Genomic DNA, 16,708 nt, shown 5'->3' with positions numbered 1-16,708 from the left:
CGGCGTCAGTCGAGCGAGGTGGCGGCAACGGCAGCGAAGGTGCTCAGGCTGTTCAGATGCATGGATGCGTCTTTCGAATCAGTCGATGTAGCGCAGGCCGGCTTTCGCCAGCGGCTCGCGCATGGAATACATGTCGAGGCCCAGCACGCCGGAAGCCAGCTTGGCGCGCTTCTCGCCCTCGTTGGCCTCGCGCTTCCTGGCGGCTTCGAGCGTCTGCGAGGCCAGGGCGCGCGGGACGCAGACCACGCCGTCGTCGTCCGCGACGATCACATCGCCGGGGTGCACCAGCATGCCTGCGCACACCACCGGCACGTTGACGGAGCCGAGCGTGGCCTTGACGCAGCCCTTGCTGCTGATGGCGCGGCTCCACACCGGAAATCTCATTTCGGCCAGCGTGCGCACGTCGCGCACGCCCGCGTCGATCACCAGCGCCCGGGCGCCGCGCGCCTGGAAGCTGGTGGCCAGGAGGTCGCCGAAGTAGCCGTCGGTGCAATCGGTGAAGGTGGACGCGACCACGACGTCTCCGGGGCGGATCTGCTCGGCCGCCACATGCAGCATCCAGTTGTCGCCGGGCGGCAGCAGCACCGTCACGGCGGTGCCGGACACCTGCGCGCCAGGATAGATCGGGCGCATGTAGGGCTTGAGCAGGCCGACGCGTCCCATGGCCTCGTGCACGGTCGCAGAGCCCAGCGCAGCCAGTGCGTCGGCCGTGGCGCTCTCTGCGCGTTCGATGTTCCGGTGGACGACTCCGAGTTCGTACATGGTCAGCTCCTTTTGATCGAGTTCGTCAAAGGCCCCTGGCCTTGAGCGCGGCATCCAGGCGCGGGTACACGCGGCGAGCGTTGCCCTCGAACACCTTGTGCCGGGCGTCGTCGTCGAGCATCGGCGTGGCGTCGACGTAGCGCCGCGTGTCGTCGTAGTTGAAGCCCGTCTCCGGATCGATGCCGCGCACTGCACCGATCATCTCGCTGGCGAACAGGATGTTGTCGACCGGGATCACGCGCGTCAGCAGGTCGATGCCCGGCTGGTGGTAGACGCAGGTGTCGAAGAAGATGTTGTTGAGCAGGTGGTCTTTCAGGAGCGGCTTCTTCAGCTCCTGCGCCAGGCCGCGGAAGCGCCCCCAGTGGTAGGGCACCGCGCCGCCGCCGTGCGGAATGACGAAGCGCAGCGTCGGGAAGTCCTTGAAGAGGTCCGAGGTCAGGCACTGCATGAAGGCGGTGGTGTCGGCATTCAGGTAGTGCGCGCCGGTGGTGTGGAAGCAGGCGTTGCAGCTCGTGCTCACGTGCACCATCGCCGGAATGTCGTGCTCCACCATCTTCTCGTAGAGCGGGTACCAGTGGCGGTCGGACAGCGGCGGGCTGGTCCAGTGGCCGCCGGAGGGGTCGGGGTTGAGGTTGATGGCGACGAAGCCGTAGTCCCGGACGCAGCGCTCCAGCTCCGGGATGCACGAGCGCGGGTCCACGCCCGGTGACTGCGGCAGCATGGCCGCGCCGATGAAATGCTCGGGAAAGAGTTGGCTCACACGGAAGCACAGCTCGTTGCAGATGGCGGCCCAGGTGGAGGACACCTCGAAGTCGCCGATGTGATGCGCCATGAAGCTGGCGCGCGGGCTGAAGATCGTGAGGTCGCTGCCGCGCTCCTTCATCAGGCGCAGCTGGTTGCTTTCGATCGACTCGCGCAGCTCGTCGTCGCTGATCTTCAGCTGCGACACCGCGGGCTTCGCCGACGGGTCCTGGATGCCGGCGATCTGCCGGTTGCGCCAGTCTTCCAGTGCCTTGGGAGCGGTCGTGTAGTGGCCGTGGCAGTCGATGATCATCGGGCCTCCAGTCGGCGCGAGGGCCGGGGGAAATGCAGTGAATCGGGCATGCCGAGAGTGTGATTGCGCATGCCGCCGCGTGGGGTGAGTTCGCCTTGCGCTGCCCTCAGACTTTCTTATGTGCTAGGGTTTACACCCAGAACACTCAGAGCTCGCTGCCCGGTAAGGAGTGCAGACGATGGCGCGCGAACGCGAACGACACAAAGTTATAGGCAGGACGCACGCTGCTGCCCTCGGCATCAACCTGCGGCACCTGCGCGCGTTCTCGGCCGTGGCCGCGGCCGGCAGCATTGCCGGCGCCGCGGAGTCGCTGTACCGCGTGGCCTCGGGCGTCACGCGCGCCATCTCCGAACTCGAGGGCGAGCTGGGCCGGCCGCTGTTCGAGCGCCGCGCGCGCGGCATGGCGCTGAACTCCTACGGCGAGCTGGTGCTGGTGCGCGCGCGCCGCATCGAGCGCGAGTTCGAGGATGCGCGGGCGCAGCTCGTGGCGCGCGGCGGCATCGGGGCTTCTGCCGATGTCCACTCGCTGTTCGCATCGATCCTGAACGGCCGGCGTCTCGCGGTGGTCGCGAGCCTGGTGGAGAAGCGCAGCATGCTCACCGTGGCGCGCGAGTTCGGGATCACGCAGCCGGCCATCAGCAGTGCGCTGAAGGACCTGGAATCCGGACTCGGTGTCGCGCTCTTCGATCGCACCGCGCGCGGGCTGTCGCCGACGCCGGCCGGCGAGATCGCCGCCTTCCACTTCAAGCGGGTGCTGGCCGAGCTGCGCCACATCGGCCCGGACATCGCGGCCAGCGAGGGGACGCTGCAGGGCAGCGTGAACGTCGGTGCGCTGCCGCTCGGGCGCACGCAGATCCTGCCGCTCGCGATCGCCTCGCTGCTCGCGCGCCATCCGGGGCTGCACGTCGCGACGGTCGAGAGCCCGTACGACGCGCTGGCGGCATCGCTACGCAGCGGCGACATCGACTTCATCCTCGGCGCGCTGCGCAGCGACGAGGAGGCGAAGGACCTGCAGCAGGAAGCGCTGTTCGAGGACCGCATTTCAGTGATCGCGCGCGCCGGCCATCCGCTGGCGCGCGCCGCACGCAGCATCGACTTCGACGCGCTGCGCCAGGCGAGCTGGGTGCTCTCGCGGCCGGGCTCGCCGTCGCGCGAGCTGCTGGAGCGCTTCTTCTCGGAGGCGAAGCAGGCCGCGCCGGTGCCTGCCGTCGAGACCGGCGACCTCGCAGTGCTGCGCGGGCTGCTGCTGGAGAGCGACATGCTGACCGCCATCTCGGCGCACCAGCTGCGCTACGAGATTCGCGACGGCAGCCTGGTCGTCTTGAACTTTCCACTCGACAAGACGCAGCGCCGGATCGGACTCACGCAGCGCCAGGGCGCCTTCCCCTCGCCGGGCGCGCGGGCGCTGATGCAGGAGATCGGCGCGGTGGTGGCCCGGTCGCCCGAGTTCGCCGCGTGAAGGTATGCGAGGATCGCCGCTGCCTCCTTCGATCGGCCCCACATGGAACTGCGCCAGCTCCGCTACTTCGTTCGCACGGTCGAGCTCGGCAGCATCGGCCGCGCGGCGATCGACCTCGACCTCGTGCAATCGGCGCTCAGCCAGCAGATCAGCCGGCTCGAGAGCGAGCTGGCGACGCGCCTGCTGCAACGCACGGCCAAGGGCGCGGTGCCCACGGAAGCGGGCCTGGCCTTCTTCCGCGAAGCGCAGCTGACGCTGCGGCATGCCGACCAGGCCGCGCGCGTCGCCAAGCATGCGCGGCTGACGGGCACCGTCAGCGTCGGGCTCGCGCCGACCACCGCGGCCGTGCTGGCCATGCCCTTCATGCGCGCGATGCGCGAGCGCTATCCGGACGTGCGCCTGCACATGGTCGAAAGCCTCTCGGGCCACCTGACGGCGATGCTCAATGCCCGGCAGCTCGACCTGGCGGTCCTCTTCAACACCCAGGCCGCGAGGCGCTGGAGCGTGATGCCGCTGCTGGAGGAGAAGCTGCTGCTGATCCGGGCCCGCCGCCACATGTCGGCCAGCGCCGCGACGAGCACGCGCAGCATCTCCACCGCCCGGCTGGCCAGGCTGCCGCTGATCCTGCCCACGGGCACCCACGGGCTGCGCAGCGTGATCGATGCCGCCTTTCTGCGTGAAGGGGTGGTGCCGCATCTGGTGGCCGAGATCGATTCGCTGGCGATGCTCATGGACACCGTCGACGCCGGCTTCGGCGCGACGGTGCAGCCCGGCGCGGCGGTGGGGCGGTGGCCGGATGCGGCGGAGCGCTTTCACATGGCGCCGCTGGCCGATCGCGAGGCTCGGCGCCGCAATGCGGTGTGCAGCCTGTCGGACGATGAGCTCTCGCCCGCGGCGCTGGCGGTGCGCATCGTGTTGACGGACACCGCGCAGGCGCTGGTGCGTGCCGGGCACTGGCCCGGTGCATCGCTGGCGGACGGCGCGCGTTAGTTCTCTGACCCATCACGATTCGTGAAGGGGCCATGCGATGCGCCCCCTGGGCAGAGGGCGCTCCCCTTCCTACAGTTGCTGCTTCCTTCGATGAAGACAAGAGAACGCAGTGCATGACTCCCCTTGATGTCCTGGTGATCGGCGGCGGCAATGCCGCGCTCTGCGCCGCGCTGATGGCGCGCGAGGCCGGTGCCTCGGTGCTGATGCTGGAGGCCTCGCCTCGGGAATGGCGCGGCGGCAACTCGCAGCATGTACGCAACCTGCGCTGCATGCACGACGCGCCGCAGGACGTGCTGGTCGATGCCTATCCCGAAGAGGAGTACTGGCAGGACCTGCTCAAGGTCACCGGCGGCCGCACCGACGAGAAGCTCGCGCGGCTGGTGGTCCGTGCTTCCTCGAGCTGCCGCGACTGGATGCGCAGCCACGGCGTGCATTTCCAGCCGCCGCTCTCGGGCGCGCTCCACGTGGCGCGCACCAACGCCTTCTTCATGGGCGGCGGCAAGGCGCTGGTCAACGCCTACTACCGCAGCGCCGAGCGGCTGGGCGTGGCGATTCGCTACGACACGCCCGTGCTCGCCATCGAACTCGACGGCGAGCGCTTCGTCGCGGCGCGCACCGCCGCCGGCGAGCGCATCGAGGCGAAGAGTTGTGTGCTGGCCTGCGGCGGCTTCGAATCGAACCGCGAATGGCTGCGCGAGGCCTGGGGCCAGAACGAGCGGGGGGAATGGCCCGCCGACAACTTCCTGATCCGCGGCACGCGCTTCAACACGGGCGTGCTGCTGAAGCACATGATCGATGCCGGCGCCGACACCGTCGGCGACCCCTCGCAGTCGCACTGCGTCGCCATCGACGCGCGCGCGCCGCTCTACGACGGCGGCATCTGCACCCGCATCGACTGCGTGTCGCTCGGCGTGGTGGTCAACCGCGAGGCGAAGCGCTTCTACGACGAAGGCGAGGATTTCTGGCCCAAGCGCTATGCGATCTGGGGCCGGCTGGTCGCCATGCAGCCGGGGCAGATCGCGTGGTCGGTGATCGACCGCAAGGCCGTGGGCCGATTCATGCCGCCGGTGTTCCCGGGCACGCAGGCCGATACGCTGGGCGAGATCGCCAGGAAGATCGGCCTTGACGAGACCACCTTCCTGCAGACCATCGACGACTACAACGCTGCCTGCAGCGCCGGCAGCTTCGACCATACGACGCTGGACGACTGCCACACCGAAGGCCTGGTGCCGGCCAAGACCCACTGGGCGCGTCCGCTGGACAGCGCGCCCTTCTACGCCTACCCGCTGCGGCCCGGCATTACCTTCACCTACCTCGGCCTGAAGGTCGACGAGACGGCGGCGGTGCGCTTTGCCGGCCGTCCGAGCCCCAACCTCTTCGTGGCCGGCGAGATGATGGCCGGCAACGTGCTGGGGCAGGGCTACACCGCGGGCGTGGGCATGAGCATCGGCACGGCCTTCGGCCGCATCGCCGGTACGCAGGCCGCGCGCTGCGCATTGAACGACAAGGCAAGGACATCGATGGAGACCGCCGTTGCAGCCGCTCACTGAACTCGTCGCGCGCGCCAGGTCGGATGCGGACGGGGTTGGAACGGCCAACCCGCGCGTCATTCCGATCCGGCCCGCGCTGCCGCTCACGGCGACCGAGGAGGAGGTCTCCCGCATCCTGCAGATCTGCAACGCCTGCCGCTACTGCGAAGGCTTCTGCGCCGTATTTCCCGCGATGACGCGCCGGCTCGAATTCGGCAAGGCCGACACGCACTACCTCGCCAACCTGTGCCACAACTGCGGCGCCTGCCTGCACGCCTGCCAGTACGCGCCGCCCCACGAGTTCGCGGTCAACGTGCCGCGGGCGATGGCGCAGGTGCGGATGCAGACCTACCACGACTACGCGTGGCCGCCGGCCCTGGGCACGCTCTATGGCCGCGCCGGCCTCACGGTCGCGATGGCGCTGGCCGGCGGGCTGGCGCTGTTCCTGGTGCTGGCCGTGGCGATGTCCGGGTCGCTGCTGCACGAGCCCCTGGCCGGCAATTTCTACGCGATCTTTCCGCACAACTTCCTGGCGGGCGTGTTCGGCGCGGTGTTCCTCTTTGTCGTCTTCGCGCTGGGCATGGGCTTGCGCCGCTTCTGGCGCGAGGTCTCGCCAGGTCGCGATGGCTCGCCGGCCAACGGCGCGGCCGCCGAAGCCACGCGCGACGCGCTGCGCCTCAAGTACCTCGACGGCGGCCACGGCGAAGGCTGCAACAACGAGGACGACCGCTTCACGCTGTGGCGGCGGCGCTTCCATCACTTCACCTTCTACGGCTTCCTGCTGTGCTTCGCGTCCACCTGCGTGGCGACGCTCTATCACTACCTGCTGGGGCTGCAGGCCCCCTATGCGCTCACCAGCCTGCCGGTGTTGCTGGGCACGGCCGGCGGCATCGGGCTGGTGATCGGCCCGCTGGGCCTGCTGTGGATGAACCTGCGGCGCGACCCGGCGCATGGCGACACGGCGCAGCGGCCCATGGACCGCGGCTTCATCGCCTTGCTGCTGTTGACCAGCCTCACCGGGCTCGCGCTGCTGGCCTGGCGCGACACGCGCTTCATGGCCCTGCTGCTGGCGGTGCACCTCGGGGTGGTGATGGCGCTGTTCCTCACCTTGCCCTACGGCAAGTTCGCGCACGGCATCTTTCGCTCGGCGGCGCTGCTCAAGTTCGCGATCGAGAAGCGCCGGCCGAGCGGCTTGCAGCTCGGCGACGAATGAGAGCCGGCGCGCCCACCCGCATTCAAGAAACCGGCTTGACGGAAACCTCGCGCGCGACGCAGCCTTGCACAGCGGCGCGCCGAGGTCTATAAAGGGCCGCCCAGACTGACCAAGGAGGCCGCATGCCCGAAGACCTGAGCCATTTCAAGCCGATCGATCCTGGCCGCATTCACGTCGACGATCCGGTGGAGGCGCAGTATTGGTGCATGCAGCTTCGATGCAACGAGGCAACGCTGCGGGATGCGATCGCCAAGGTCGGCGATCACGTCACCGCGGTGCGCGACGAACTCGCGTCGCGCGAGTGAGGGGCCGTCACGGCGCGTCGACCAGGTATCGCTCGCTCCACGCCGCGATCAGGTTGGCCGCGTAGGCCGCATCCCGCTTGCGCGTGAGGAGGTGGTCTGCATCGTCCAGCGAGATGAAACTGCGCGGATGCCTGGCTGCCATGAAGATGCGCGTGGCATTGGAGATGTCCACGGTCGCGTCCAGCGGCGCGTGCATCACGAGCAAGGGCTTGCCGAGCTGCGCGATCTGCTGAGTCAGCCGGTGCTCGGCGACGTCCGTCAGGAACTCGCGCCTGATCCTGAAGGGACGGCCTGCCAGCTGCACCTCTGCCTCGCCTTCGGCCTCGATGGCGTCCAGGCTCGTTCGAAACAGGCCCGTCACGTGCGCGGGGTCGCTGGGGGCGCACAGCGTGACCACGGCGCGCACCTCCGGCAGGCGTTGCGCGGCAGCAAGCACGGCCGCGCCACCAAGGCTGTGGCCGATCAGGAGCCGCGGCGCTCGATCGGTTTCGCGCAGGTAGGCCGCAGCCGCAAGAAGATCGGCGATGTTCGAGGAGAAGTTCGTGTTGGCGAACTCGCCCTCGCTGGCACCCAGGCCCGTGAAGTCGAAGCGCAAGACCCCGATGCCGTGCTCCGTCAACGTCTGCGCGATACGGCTCGCCGCGAAGATGTCCTTGCCGCAAGTGAAGCAGTGAGCGAACAGTGCGTAGGCCCGCACCTCCGAGTCCGGCGTGTCCATACGCGCGGCGAGACGGTGGCCTTGAGCGCCCGGGAACTCCATACGTTCGACTTTCATTCGCGCTTTCTCCTTGGCGGCCGCGGACGCCGCGCGGTTCCTATTCCTTCCTGCCTGCGGTCTCGAGCCACTTCGCGAAGCTCATCGTGCCGAGGCGCGGGTTCTTGCCCGGCGTGAGCGACTGGTCGTTGACCGGCGTGCCGAAATAGGAAGCTTCGGGGTCGGGGACGACCCGGCGAGCGTCGCCGGTGCCGCGCAGGAACTGCTCGACCAGCTTGTCCATGCCCAGCGCCACGGGGCCGGCGACCTCCACCATCCCGTTGACCGGCTCCGCCAGCGCGATGTCCGACAGCGCCTGCGCGACGTCTTCAGCCGCGATGGGCTGGATGAGCGAGGTGGACATCCGGACCGTGTCGCCTTCCGCGCCCGACTGCGCGATGCCGGCGACGAATTCGAAGAACTGCGTCGCGCGCACGATGGTGTAGGGGATGGGCGACGCCTCGATCAGCTTCTCCTGCGCCATCTTGGCGCGGAAGTAGCCGCTGGCGAGGAGCCGTTCGGTGCCGACGACCGACAGCGCGACGTGGTGCTTGACGCCCGCCACCTCTTCGGCGGCCGAGAGATTGCGTTCCGAGGTTTCGAAGAAGTTCAGGACCGCGGCATCCTCCCACGAGGGCGCGTTGGAGACATCCACGACCACCTGCGCGCCCTTCAGGGCCTCGGCCAATCCCTCGCCGGTCAGGGCATTGACGCCCGTCGACGGCGAGGCAGCGACGACCTCGTGTCCTTTTTGGCGAAGCTTCGGCACCAGCTTCGATCCGATGAGCCCGCTGCCGCCGATGACGACGATCTTCATGTGAGTACCTTTCCGTCCAGTTTTGTCTGGTGATTGCCGGACGGTCGCCCCATGCGGCCGTCCATGCTTACAAGACGTCCTGACGCGGGCGTTTGTGACGCCTCCGGCGGAAATATCGTCAATCCCCGGCTCGAATGAAATGGGGCTGACCCGCAGAGGGTCGCCTATTCCAGCTTGATCCCCCGGGCAGAGATGATGTCGCTCATGATCGCGGCCTCGTCCTTGATGCGGCTCTTCAGCCCATCCGGCGAAGAGCCCACCGCTTGCCAGCCCTGGTTCAAGAGCTTCTGGCGCGTGTCGGCGTCGCGGATGATCTTCGGCACTTCGGCGTTCAAGCGGTCCTGCGCGGCTTTGGATAGCCTGGCGGGGCCCACCAGCGCCGTCCACACTTCCAGCGTGAAATCGCGCACGCCTGCATCGGCCAATGGGGCCACTTCAGGCGCGACCGCGCTGCGACCGCTCGTGAGTCCGATCGCCTTGAGCTTGCCGGCCTTGACTTGCGGCATGGCAATACCCGGCGGGACCAGGGCCATCTGGATCTCACCGCTGAGCAGGCCGGTGATGACCTCGGGATTCCCCTTGAACGGCACATGCACAGGCGCAAGGCCTTTGACCTTCGCCTTCAGCACCTCCATGCCCAAGTGAGCCACCGAACCATTGCCGACCGATCCATAGGACCACTTGTCGCCATTCTGGGCGGCCGCAGAAAAGAATGCCGCCCCCTCCGGGGATTTGGCGGGCGCCACGAGCATCAGAGGTGCAGTAGCGAGCAGCGAGATGCAGCTGAAGTCCTTGGCGGGGTCGTACGGGAGCCTTGGATAAAGCATCCTGGCGGAGGTCAGGTTGCCGTTGATGACCACGCCCAAGGTGTGATCGTCGGTGGCCTTCGCCACCTGGTCAGCGGCGATGTTGCCCGACGCGCCCGCCTTGTTCTCGACGATGACGGCTTGCCCCAAGACCTTGGACAGCGGCTCGGCGAGGCTGCGCGCCACGATGTCCGGCGTCGAGCCGCCGGGGAAGCCGACCAGGATGCGTACCGTCTTCGAAGGCCAGGCCGTTGCGGCGTTGCTGGGCTGCGCCGAGGCCAAGGGAGCGATGATGGTCAGGGCGGCGGCCCATGCCACGATGTTGAGTCTGCGTCTTTTCAAGTTTGTCTCCAGGTTGGATCGCGAAGCGGATGTGCGCTCAGGCCGTTTCGCGCCCCAGGTAGGCACCGGCGGCCTCCAGCCGGGCTTGCAGGTCTTGAACATTCAGATCGCGTGGCCGAACATTCGCCTCGATGGCCAGCGCGGCGGCCATGCCGGCGGCCTGGCCCATGACAAAGCAGCCGCCTGACACGCGCGCCGCCGACTGGCCCATGTGCGTCATGGAGGCGCAGCGGCCGGCAACCAGCAGGTTGTCCACCCGCAGCGGCAGCAGCATGCGATAGGGCAGGTGATTGAAGCCCCGGCAGTGGGGGATGTTTTGCCACTTGAATGCGATGTTGCCCGCCACGTGCTCTTCGATCATCCAGCCGTTCACGCCGATGGTGTCCTCGAAGCTGGCGCATTGCAGGACGTCGTCCTCGGTCAACTGGTAATCGCCCACCACGCGGCGCGTTTCGCGCACACCGACCTGCGGCGCGATCTCCAGGATGTACGAGTCCTCGAAGCCCGGCGCCCATTCGCGCAGGAACTGGAAGAAGTCCACGATCTGCCGGCGCCCCTGCACCTCGGCATCGCTCAGCTGCGCGGCATCGGTGCCGTCGACCGGACCGCCATCCGCGTTGGCCAATTGGGTCACGTTGGCGCGCCACTCGGCAGGGTTCTTCTGCGGCCGGATGATGGGCGTCTTGCGCGGGAACTTGCGCCCGGCCTTTTCGGCTTCCTGCATCAGGTGATCGAACTTGTCGAATGCATCGCCCGCCAGTGCCGCATTCACGCCGTTGACCCGGAACATCGTGGACGGGTACATCATGTCGTGGCCGCTCGTGCCCTTCTCGAAGGGCGCTCCCGCAAAGGCCGCGAGGTCTGCGTCGCCCGAACAGTCGATGAAGGTCTTGGCAAGCACCGCGTGGCGGCCTGATTTCGTCTCGATCAGGGCCGCGCGAATGACGCCGGCCTCGCGCATGAGCACGCCGACCACGTTGGCGTGAAACAGCAGCTTCGCGCCGCTGGCCAGCACCAGCTCATCGGCCGCGACCTTGAAGGCCGCGTTGTCATACGCCTGTGCAGCGATCTTGTTGCCGAAGAGCATGTGGGGCTCGTTCAGGCCCCCCAACGCGCGCATCCGGTCCAGCAAGTCGCCGGCCACGCCATGGACGACCTGCTTGATGGTGCCGTACACATTGGCGTGCAAGCCGCAGAAGTTCGTCACGCCGGCCGCGGTCCCCATGCCCCCCAGGAAACCGTAGGACTCGATCAGCAAGGTGGATTGACCTGCCTGCGCCGCGGCCGCGGCTGCGGCAATTCCCGCAGGGCCGCCGCCAAGGACGACGACGTCGAATTCGCCCCAGACGGGCGTCTCGCGGCTGGGTTCGGTCAGGGTGGCATGCGTGGGGGTTTGCATCGGCAGATCTCGGTAGGTTTCGGGATTGCGTGGATGCTAGGTTTGGCCCACTATTTCGACAATGCCATGCGCTCAATACCGAAAAACGGGAATCTAAATAATGGATCTGAAGCTGCTCGCCGTCTTCGACGAGGTCTACAAGACGCGCAGCGTCTCGCGAGCGGGCGAGAACCTGGACATGGCGCAGTCCTCGATCAGCATTGCGCTGGGGAGGCTGCGACGCCACTTCGGCGATCCGCTCTTCGTGCGCACTTCAGAGGGCATGCAACCGACGCCGCACGCCACAACGCTGGTAGCGCCGATCCGCCAGGCGCTGCAGCTGCTGCGTGGCATCACGAGGCAACAGGCGGGCTTCGAGCCTTCCAAGGCGCATCGGACATTCCGCATCTGCATGACCGACATCAGCCATCTGGCCCTGCTGCCTGCGCTCATCAATCGGCTGCGCGACATCGCGCCTTCCATCAACGTCGAGATCACGCACATCTCCGCTCAGACGCCCAAGATGCTCGAAGCCGGGGAAGCCGACCTGGCCGTCGGCTTCATGCCTCAGCTCGAGGCGGGCTTCTACCAGCAGAAGCTGTTCGACCAGGACTTTTCCTGTGTGCTGCGCCGAGACCATCCGCGGGTTCATTCGCGCCTGACCCGGAGCATGTTCAAGCGCGAGAACCATGTGGTGGTCACTGCGGCCGGCACCGGGCATACCTTGGTGGAGCAGGAACTGGAACGCCTCGGGGTCCGGCGCAACGTCGCGCTGCGCCTGCCGAACTTTCTCGGCCTTGGGGGCCTGGTGGCCAGCACCGACCTGATGGTCACGGTGCCGCAACGGGTCGCAGAAGCGCTGCTGCGGATCGCCGACGTCAAGGCGCTGCCGCCACCCTTTGAACTGCCCGTCATTGCGATCAAGCAGCATTGGCACGACCGCTACCAGCAAGACCCTGCCAACCGGTGGCTGCGGTCCGTCATCTCCGACCTGTTCCTGGAATAGCGGCTCGCTGCGGGCGCCCTTCGGTTTCATCCGTTTTGCGCATATCACGTTTCCAATCAATTCATTTCTCAGCTGCCGCTCGCGGTCCTAAAGTCGGCCTGCCTTTGAATGACCAACCTGGACCAGGACTGAATGAACACGTTGCCAAAGACCCCCTATGCCGCCGCGCGCGCGCTGATGGCGTTGATCTTCATCGTCGCCGGCCTTCGCAAGGCGATGAGCTACGCCGGCACGATCGGCTATTTCGGCACGCTCGGAATCCCGTTGCCCGAGGTCGTGCTGCCGCTGACGATCCTGCTCGAACTCGGTGGCGGCATCGCGTTGCTCGCCGGCTGGCAGGCGGGTCGCGTCGCGGTGGCGCTCGCGCTGTTCTCGCTGGCCTCCGGTCTGCTCGCGCACCGTTTCTGGTCGGTCGACCCTGCGCAGTTCGGCAACCAGATGAACCATTTCTTGAAGAACGTGGCCATGGCGGGCGGCTTCCTGCTGGTGGCGACCATCGAGCTGCAGAGGCGCGTCAAGCCTTCGAACTGATTGCTTGGCTGCTGGCGTGCGCGCTCGCCGCGCCTGTCGGATCGAGTTCCGGATCGGGCTTTGAGCGCTGGCATGTACGGTTCAGTTGTCGGGTTTCAGGCCGGCGCGTTCGATCACCGGCTTCCGGCGGCGGAGTTCTTCGTTCATGAAGGCCGCGAGCTCCTGCGGCGTGCTGCCAACGGCGTCGAAGTACGCGGTCTGCAGCCGGCGCTTTGTGTCGGGGTCCTTGAGCACGGCGGCGATCTCGCTGCTCATGCGCTGAACCACGTCGAAAAAGTCGGTGGAACTCAGGCGGCGAGCGCGGCCGGCGCGTCGGAGGCGATTCTGCGGCTTTCCACCTTGGCGCCGCGGATGCGCTCCACCAGTTCATCGCAGTCGTCGGCGCACGCATCGCCGCGCCATGCCACGTGCTGGTCGGGCCGCGACAACACGAGCCCGCAGTCGTAGACCTCGGCGCCTTCCCTGGCTTCGAGGTCGAGCAGTTGCATGGGGACGCCGCGTGCCGCGGCCGCTGCGAGCAGGGGAGCCGGATCGCCTTCTCGATGTCGAACTCGGCTCAGTCCAGCTTCACGTTGGCCTGGCGGATGACCTTGCCCCACATGGCCCGGTCCGCGTCGATGAAGGCGGTGAACTCCGCCGGGCTGTTGCAGCGCAATTCACCCCCGTACTCGCGCCACTTCCGGGCCAGGTCGGGCGACTGGCAGGCCTTCTGCATCGCGGCGCTGAGCTTTTCCAGGATCGGCTTGGGCGTGCCCGCCGGCGCCAGGATGCCTTGCCAGGCGATGGGTGCGTAGTCCGGCAGGCCCGACTCGGCAAAGGTGGGGGTGTCGGGGAAGCTCGGGTGGCGCTCCTTGCCGGTGATGGCCAGCAGCCTGAGCTTGCCCGCGCGAATGTTGCTCGCCGCGGCGGGCAGGCCGTCGAACATCAGCTGCACCTGCCCGGCGATCAGGTCGGTGTAGGGGCTGTTGCTGTTGTAGGGGACGAGATTGGTCTTCACGCCGGCGGCGTTGTTGAACCAGACGGCCGACAGGTGCGAATAGCTGCCGATGCCGGCGGTCGCCACGGTCACCGAGTCGGGCTTGGCCTTGAGCTCGGCGATCAGCGCGCGTGCGTCCTTGGCCGGCACGCCGGGCGTGGCGACCAGGCCGGTGTTGAGCACGCCCAGCAGGCTGACCGGCGCGAAGTCCTTCTCGGCGTTGAAGGGCAGCTTCGAATACAGGTGCGGCACCACCGACAGCGAGCTGGTCGTGCCGATGTACAGCGAGTAGCCGTCCGCCGGTGCCTTGGCCGCCACTTCGGTGCCGATGATGTTCGATGCGCCCGGCCGGTTCTCGACGAAGAAGGACTGGCCCAGGATCTTCGTCAGCTCCGCCGCGATCTCGCGGGCGTTCGCATCCGGGCCGCTGCCTGCGGGGAAGGGGGCAATGATGCGCACCGGCTTGCTCGGGTAGTCGGCCTGCGCACTCGCGCTTGCCGCCACGGCGGCCGTCAGGGCGGCCGCCAGCCAGTGGCGGGCGGCCTTCTTCAAATCATTCATCTGTTGTCTCCTTGTGGGAATCCGTGCCACTTGCACGAGCCTTCATGATAGTTATTTGACTTGATTTGTCAAAATACGATAATGGAGGCACAAATTAATCACGTAGCTGCCGAGGAAGTCGTGCGGCTTCTCGTCTGGAGACATTTGCAATGACCATGGAAAGTTCCTCGAAGCTGCAGTTCAGCCACATCGGCCTGTACGTCAGCGACCTGCCCCGGGTGGCCGCCTTCTACAAGCAGGCCTTGCGTTTCACGCAGACCGACGCGGGCGACCTGGGGGCAGTGCAGCTGGTGTTTCTCAGCCGCGATCCGGCGGAGCATCACCAACTGGTGCTCGCGACGGGCCGGCCTGCGGAGCCGGGCTTCAACGTGGTCAACCAGATTTCCTTTCGCGTGCCCGACATCGCGACCCTGCGCGAGTTCCACGATCGGCTGCTGGCGCACGGCGCCCAGGACATGCACCCGGTGACCCATGGCAACGCGGTGTCCGTCTACTGCCGCGACCCGGAAGGCAACCGGCTGGAGCTGTTCATGGACACGCCCTGGTACTGCGAGCAGCCGCTGCGCGAGCCCATCGACCTGGGGCAGCCTGACGAAGTCATCCTGGCCCAGGCCGAAGCCATCGCCAAGCGCCATGCCCGGTTCATGAGCCGCGCGCAATGGCAGGCCGAAGTGGCGCGGCGCATGCAGGAAGACCAGCAGCGTGGCTGAGCCGATCTCTCCCTACGACGTCGCGATCGTCGGCCTGGGCCCCACCGGCGCGACGCTCGCGAACCTGCTGGGCGCCGCCGGGCTGTCGGTGCTGGTGATCGAGAAGGAGGCGGGCATCTTCCCGCTGCCGCGCGCCATCCACTTCGACGGCGAGGTGCTGCGCATCCTGCAAGGCGCCGGGCTGCGCGACGAGGTGCTGGCCATCGCGCGTGCCGGCACGCAGGGCATGCACTTCGTCAACGCTGCCGGCGACACCATGCTGATCCGCGGCGGCACCTCGGCCCTGGGGCCGCACGGCTGCGCGAACAACTACTACTTCCACCAACCGCAGCTCGAGGCCGTGCTGCGAGCGGGGCTCGCGCGCTTCCCGCGCGTCGAGCTGCGGCTGCAGCACGCGTTGACCGGGCTGGTCACGGACGCGCAGGGCGTGACGCTGTCCGTGCGCGATGTGCAGAGCGGGCGCGAGAGCACGGCCCGCGCCCGCTACGTGGTGGGCTGCGATGGCGCTCGCTCGCCCGTGCGCCAGCACATGGGCAGCCCGATGCAGGACCTCGGCCTGCGCCAGCCGTGGCTGGTGTTCGACGTGGTCCTGGAGCAGCCGATGGCGCTGCCCGACCACACGGTGCAGTACTGCGACCCGGCCCGGCCCATGACCTACTGCAACGTGGTCGGTCCGCGCCGCCGCTGGGAGATCATGGTCATGCCCGGCGACGATCACGAAGCCCTCGTGCAGCCCGCCTCCCTGTGGCAGATGGTGGCCCCGTGGGTGAAGCCCGAGCAGGCGCGGCTCGAACGGGCCGCGATCTACACCTTCCATTCGGTCATCGCGCAGGGCTGGCGCCAGGGCCGCTTGCTGCTGGCCGGCGACGCTTGCCACCAGACGCCGCCCTTCCTCGGCCAGGGCATGTGCGCCGGCATCCGCGATGCGGCCAACCTGGCGTGGAAGCTGGAGGCCGTGCTGTCGCGGCAGGCGCCGGACACGCTGCTCGACACCTACGAGACCGAGCGCTCGCCGCACGTGCGCGCGCTGATCGAGCTGGCCGTGCGGCTGGGCAACATCATCCAGACCACCGATCCGGCGCTGGCCGCCGAGCGCGACGCGAAGTTCCGCGCCGGCAGGCCCGAGATCTTCGAGCTGCCGCCGCAGATGCTGGGGGCAGGGGCTTTCGATGGCGCCTGCGGCACGCCCGCGGGCCAGCCCTTCCCGCAGCCGCGCCTGGCCGATGGCCGTCTGCTCGACGAGCTGCTGGGCCGCCGCAGCGCGGTGATCGGCAGCGCCGAGGCCATCGCCTCCGCGTCGCCGGCTACGCTCGAGCATTGGCAGCGCGCGGGCGCGATCGTCATCGATCGGCCCGAGGCGCCGCTGGCCAACTGGCTGGACGCCCACGCGGCGCGCGCGGTCGTGCTGCGCCCCGACCGGTATATCGTCGGCGTCGCGCGCACGGGGCCCGATCTGGATCGCATCTCGCAATACCTCCCCGTCGCGCCATGACACATCGGAGGAATTGGCGTGCC

The 16,708-nt window shown here is 67.9% G+C and carries 18 protein-coding genes; 9 read left to right on the top strand and 9 right to left on the bottom strand.

The genetic code is table 11. From position 1 onward, the window contains the following. Positions 1 to 78: 78 nt before the first annotated feature. The gene (gene ligK / locus AC3A6X_RS09430) at positions 79 to 762 is read right to left on the bottom strand and encodes a 4-carboxy-4-hydroxy-2-oxoadipate aldolase/oxaloacetate decarboxylase (protein WP_487841955.1); all 684 of its coding nucleotides are present in this window, start codon (positions 760 to 762) and stop codon (positions 79 to 81) included. 25 nt (positions 763 to 787) lie between these two features. Next, positions 788 to 1,816: an amidohydrolase family protein gene (locus AC3A6X_RS09425; protein ID WP_487841954.1), complete on the bottom strand. Its 1,029-nt coding sequence runs from the start codon at positions 1,814 to 1,816 to the stop codon at positions 788 to 790. 178 nt (positions 1,817 to 1,994) lie between these two features. Between AC3A6X_RS09425 and AC3A6X_RS09420 the strand changes: the two genes are divergently transcribed. The 5 genes from AC3A6X_RS09420 (at position 1,995) to AC3A6X_RS09400 (ending at position 7,312) form a co-directional block, all read left to right on the top strand. Beyond that, the gene (locus tag AC3A6X_RS09420) at positions 1,995 to 3,275 is read left to right on the top strand and encodes a LysR family transcriptional regulator (protein WP_487841953.1); all 1,281 of its coding nucleotides are present in this window, start codon (positions 1,995 to 1,997) and stop codon (positions 3,273 to 3,275) included. A 42-nt stretch (positions 3,276 to 3,317) separates the two neighbouring features. Further along, a complete protein-coding gene (locus AC3A6X_RS09415; protein WP_487841952.1) occupies positions 3,318 to 4,265 on the top strand; it encodes a LysR family transcriptional regulator in 948 nt (315 codons plus the stop codon). A 113-nt stretch (positions 4,266 to 4,378) separates the two neighbouring features. After that, positions 4,379 to 5,815 (top strand): FAD-dependent tricarballylate dehydrogenase TcuA, encoded by a 1,437-nt coding sequence (tcuA, locus tag AC3A6X_RS09410; protein WP_487841951.1) that lies wholly within the window; start codon positions 4,379 to 4,381, stop codon positions 5,813 to 5,815. Beyond that, a complete protein-coding gene (tcuB, locus tag AC3A6X_RS09405) occupies positions 5,799 to 7,007 on the top strand; it encodes a tricarballylate utilization 4Fe-4S protein TcuB (RefSeq protein WP_487841950.1) in 1,209 nt (402 codons plus the stop codon). The genes tcuA and tcuB overlap by 17 nt, the downstream gene beginning before the upstream one ends. A 122-nt stretch (positions 7,008 to 7,129) precedes the next feature. Continuing rightward, a complete protein-coding gene (locus AC3A6X_RS09400; RefSeq protein WP_309973205.1) occupies positions 7,130 to 7,312 on the top strand; it encodes a DUF3606 domain-containing protein in 183 nt (60 codons plus the stop codon). 7 nt (positions 7,313 to 7,319) lie between these two features. Here AC3A6X_RS09400 and AC3A6X_RS09395 read toward each other — a convergent pair whose 3' ends face one another. From AC3A6X_RS09395 to AC3A6X_RS09380, 4 genes are all read right to left on the bottom strand, one after another. Next, positions 7,320 to 8,087, bottom strand: a complete 768-nt coding sequence (locus tag AC3A6X_RS09395; protein WP_487841949.1) for an alpha/beta hydrolase family protein — start codon at positions 8,085 to 8,087, stop codon at positions 7,320 to 7,322. A gap of 40 nt (positions 8,088 to 8,127) precedes the next feature. After that, positions 8,128 to 8,883: an SDR family oxidoreductase gene (locus AC3A6X_RS09390; RefSeq protein ID WP_487841948.1), complete on the bottom strand. Its 756-nt coding sequence runs from the start codon at positions 8,881 to 8,883 to the stop codon at positions 8,128 to 8,130. Between the two features lie 164 nt (positions 8,884 to 9,047). Then, on the bottom strand, positions 9,048 to 10,007 hold the full coding sequence (locus AC3A6X_RS09385; protein WP_487841947.1) for a Bug family tripartite tricarboxylate transporter substrate binding protein: 960 nt from the start codon (positions 10,005 to 10,007) through the stop codon (positions 9,048 to 9,050). 61 nt (positions 10,008 to 10,068) lie between these two features. Next, the gene (locus AC3A6X_RS09380) at positions 10,069 to 11,430 is read right to left on the bottom strand and encodes an FAD-dependent oxidoreductase (protein ID WP_487841946.1); all 1,362 of its coding nucleotides are present in this window, start codon (positions 11,428 to 11,430) and stop codon (positions 10,069 to 10,071) included. Between the two features lie 100 nt (positions 11,431 to 11,530). Here AC3A6X_RS09380 and AC3A6X_RS09375 point away from each other — a divergent pair, with 100 nt between their 5' ends. Both AC3A6X_RS09375 and AC3A6X_RS09370 read left to right on the top strand, forming a co-directional pair. Beyond that, positions 11,531 to 12,415, top strand: coding sequence for a LysR family transcriptional regulator (locus tag AC3A6X_RS09375; RefSeq protein ID WP_487841945.1), 885 nt, complete (start codon positions 11,531 to 11,533; stop codon positions 12,413 to 12,415). Positions 12,416 to 12,547: 132 nt separating this feature from the next. Next, a complete protein-coding gene (locus tag AC3A6X_RS09370; RefSeq protein WP_487841944.1) occupies positions 12,548 to 12,946 on the top strand; it encodes a DoxX family protein in 399 nt (132 codons plus the stop codon). Between the two features lie 81 nt (positions 12,947 to 13,027). Here AC3A6X_RS09370 and AC3A6X_RS09365 read toward each other — a convergent pair whose 3' ends face one another. The 3 genes from AC3A6X_RS09365 to AC3A6X_RS09355 all read right to left on the bottom strand — a co-directional run bounded on the left by AC3A6X_RS09365 (position 13,028) and on the right by AC3A6X_RS09355 (position 14,483). Further along, positions 13,028 to 13,201 (bottom strand): hypothetical protein, encoded by a 174-nt coding sequence (locus AC3A6X_RS09365; protein WP_487841943.1) that lies wholly within the window; start codon positions 13,199 to 13,201, stop codon positions 13,028 to 13,030. Between the two features lie 32 nt (positions 13,202 to 13,233). Beyond that, a complete protein-coding gene (locus AC3A6X_RS09360) occupies positions 13,234 to 13,434 on the bottom strand; it encodes a hypothetical protein (protein ID WP_487841942.1) in 201 nt (66 codons plus the stop codon). 68 nt (positions 13,435 to 13,502) lie between these two features. Then, positions 13,503 to 14,483 carry a Bug family tripartite tricarboxylate transporter substrate binding protein gene (locus AC3A6X_RS09355; RefSeq protein ID WP_487841941.1) on the bottom strand — a complete coding sequence of 327 codons (981 nt, stop codon included), beginning with the start codon at positions 14,481 to 14,483 and terminating at the stop codon, positions 13,503 to 13,505. A 155-nt stretch (positions 14,484 to 14,638) separates the two neighbouring features. Between AC3A6X_RS09355 and AC3A6X_RS09350 the strand changes: the two genes are divergently transcribed. Together AC3A6X_RS09350 and mhpA are read left to right on the top strand one after the other, a co-directional pair. Next, a complete protein-coding gene (locus AC3A6X_RS09350; RefSeq protein ID WP_487841940.1) occupies positions 14,639 to 15,193 on the top strand; it encodes a VOC family protein in 555 nt (184 codons plus the stop codon). Next, complete coding sequence (gene mhpA / locus AC3A6X_RS09345; RefSeq protein WP_487841939.1) at positions 15,186 to 16,685, top strand: bifunctional 3-(3-hydroxy-phenyl)propionate/3-hydroxycinnamic acid hydroxylase MhpA; 1,500 nt, start codon at positions 15,186 to 15,188, stop codon at positions 16,683 to 16,685. The genes AC3A6X_RS09350 and mhpA overlap by 8 nt, the downstream gene beginning before the upstream one ends. Positions 16,686 to 16,708 lie beyond the last annotated feature (23 nt).

This window comes from Variovorax sp. Soil_C_12, assembly GCF_057657375.1.
This window is presented reverse-complemented; position numbering and strand designations above follow the sequence as displayed.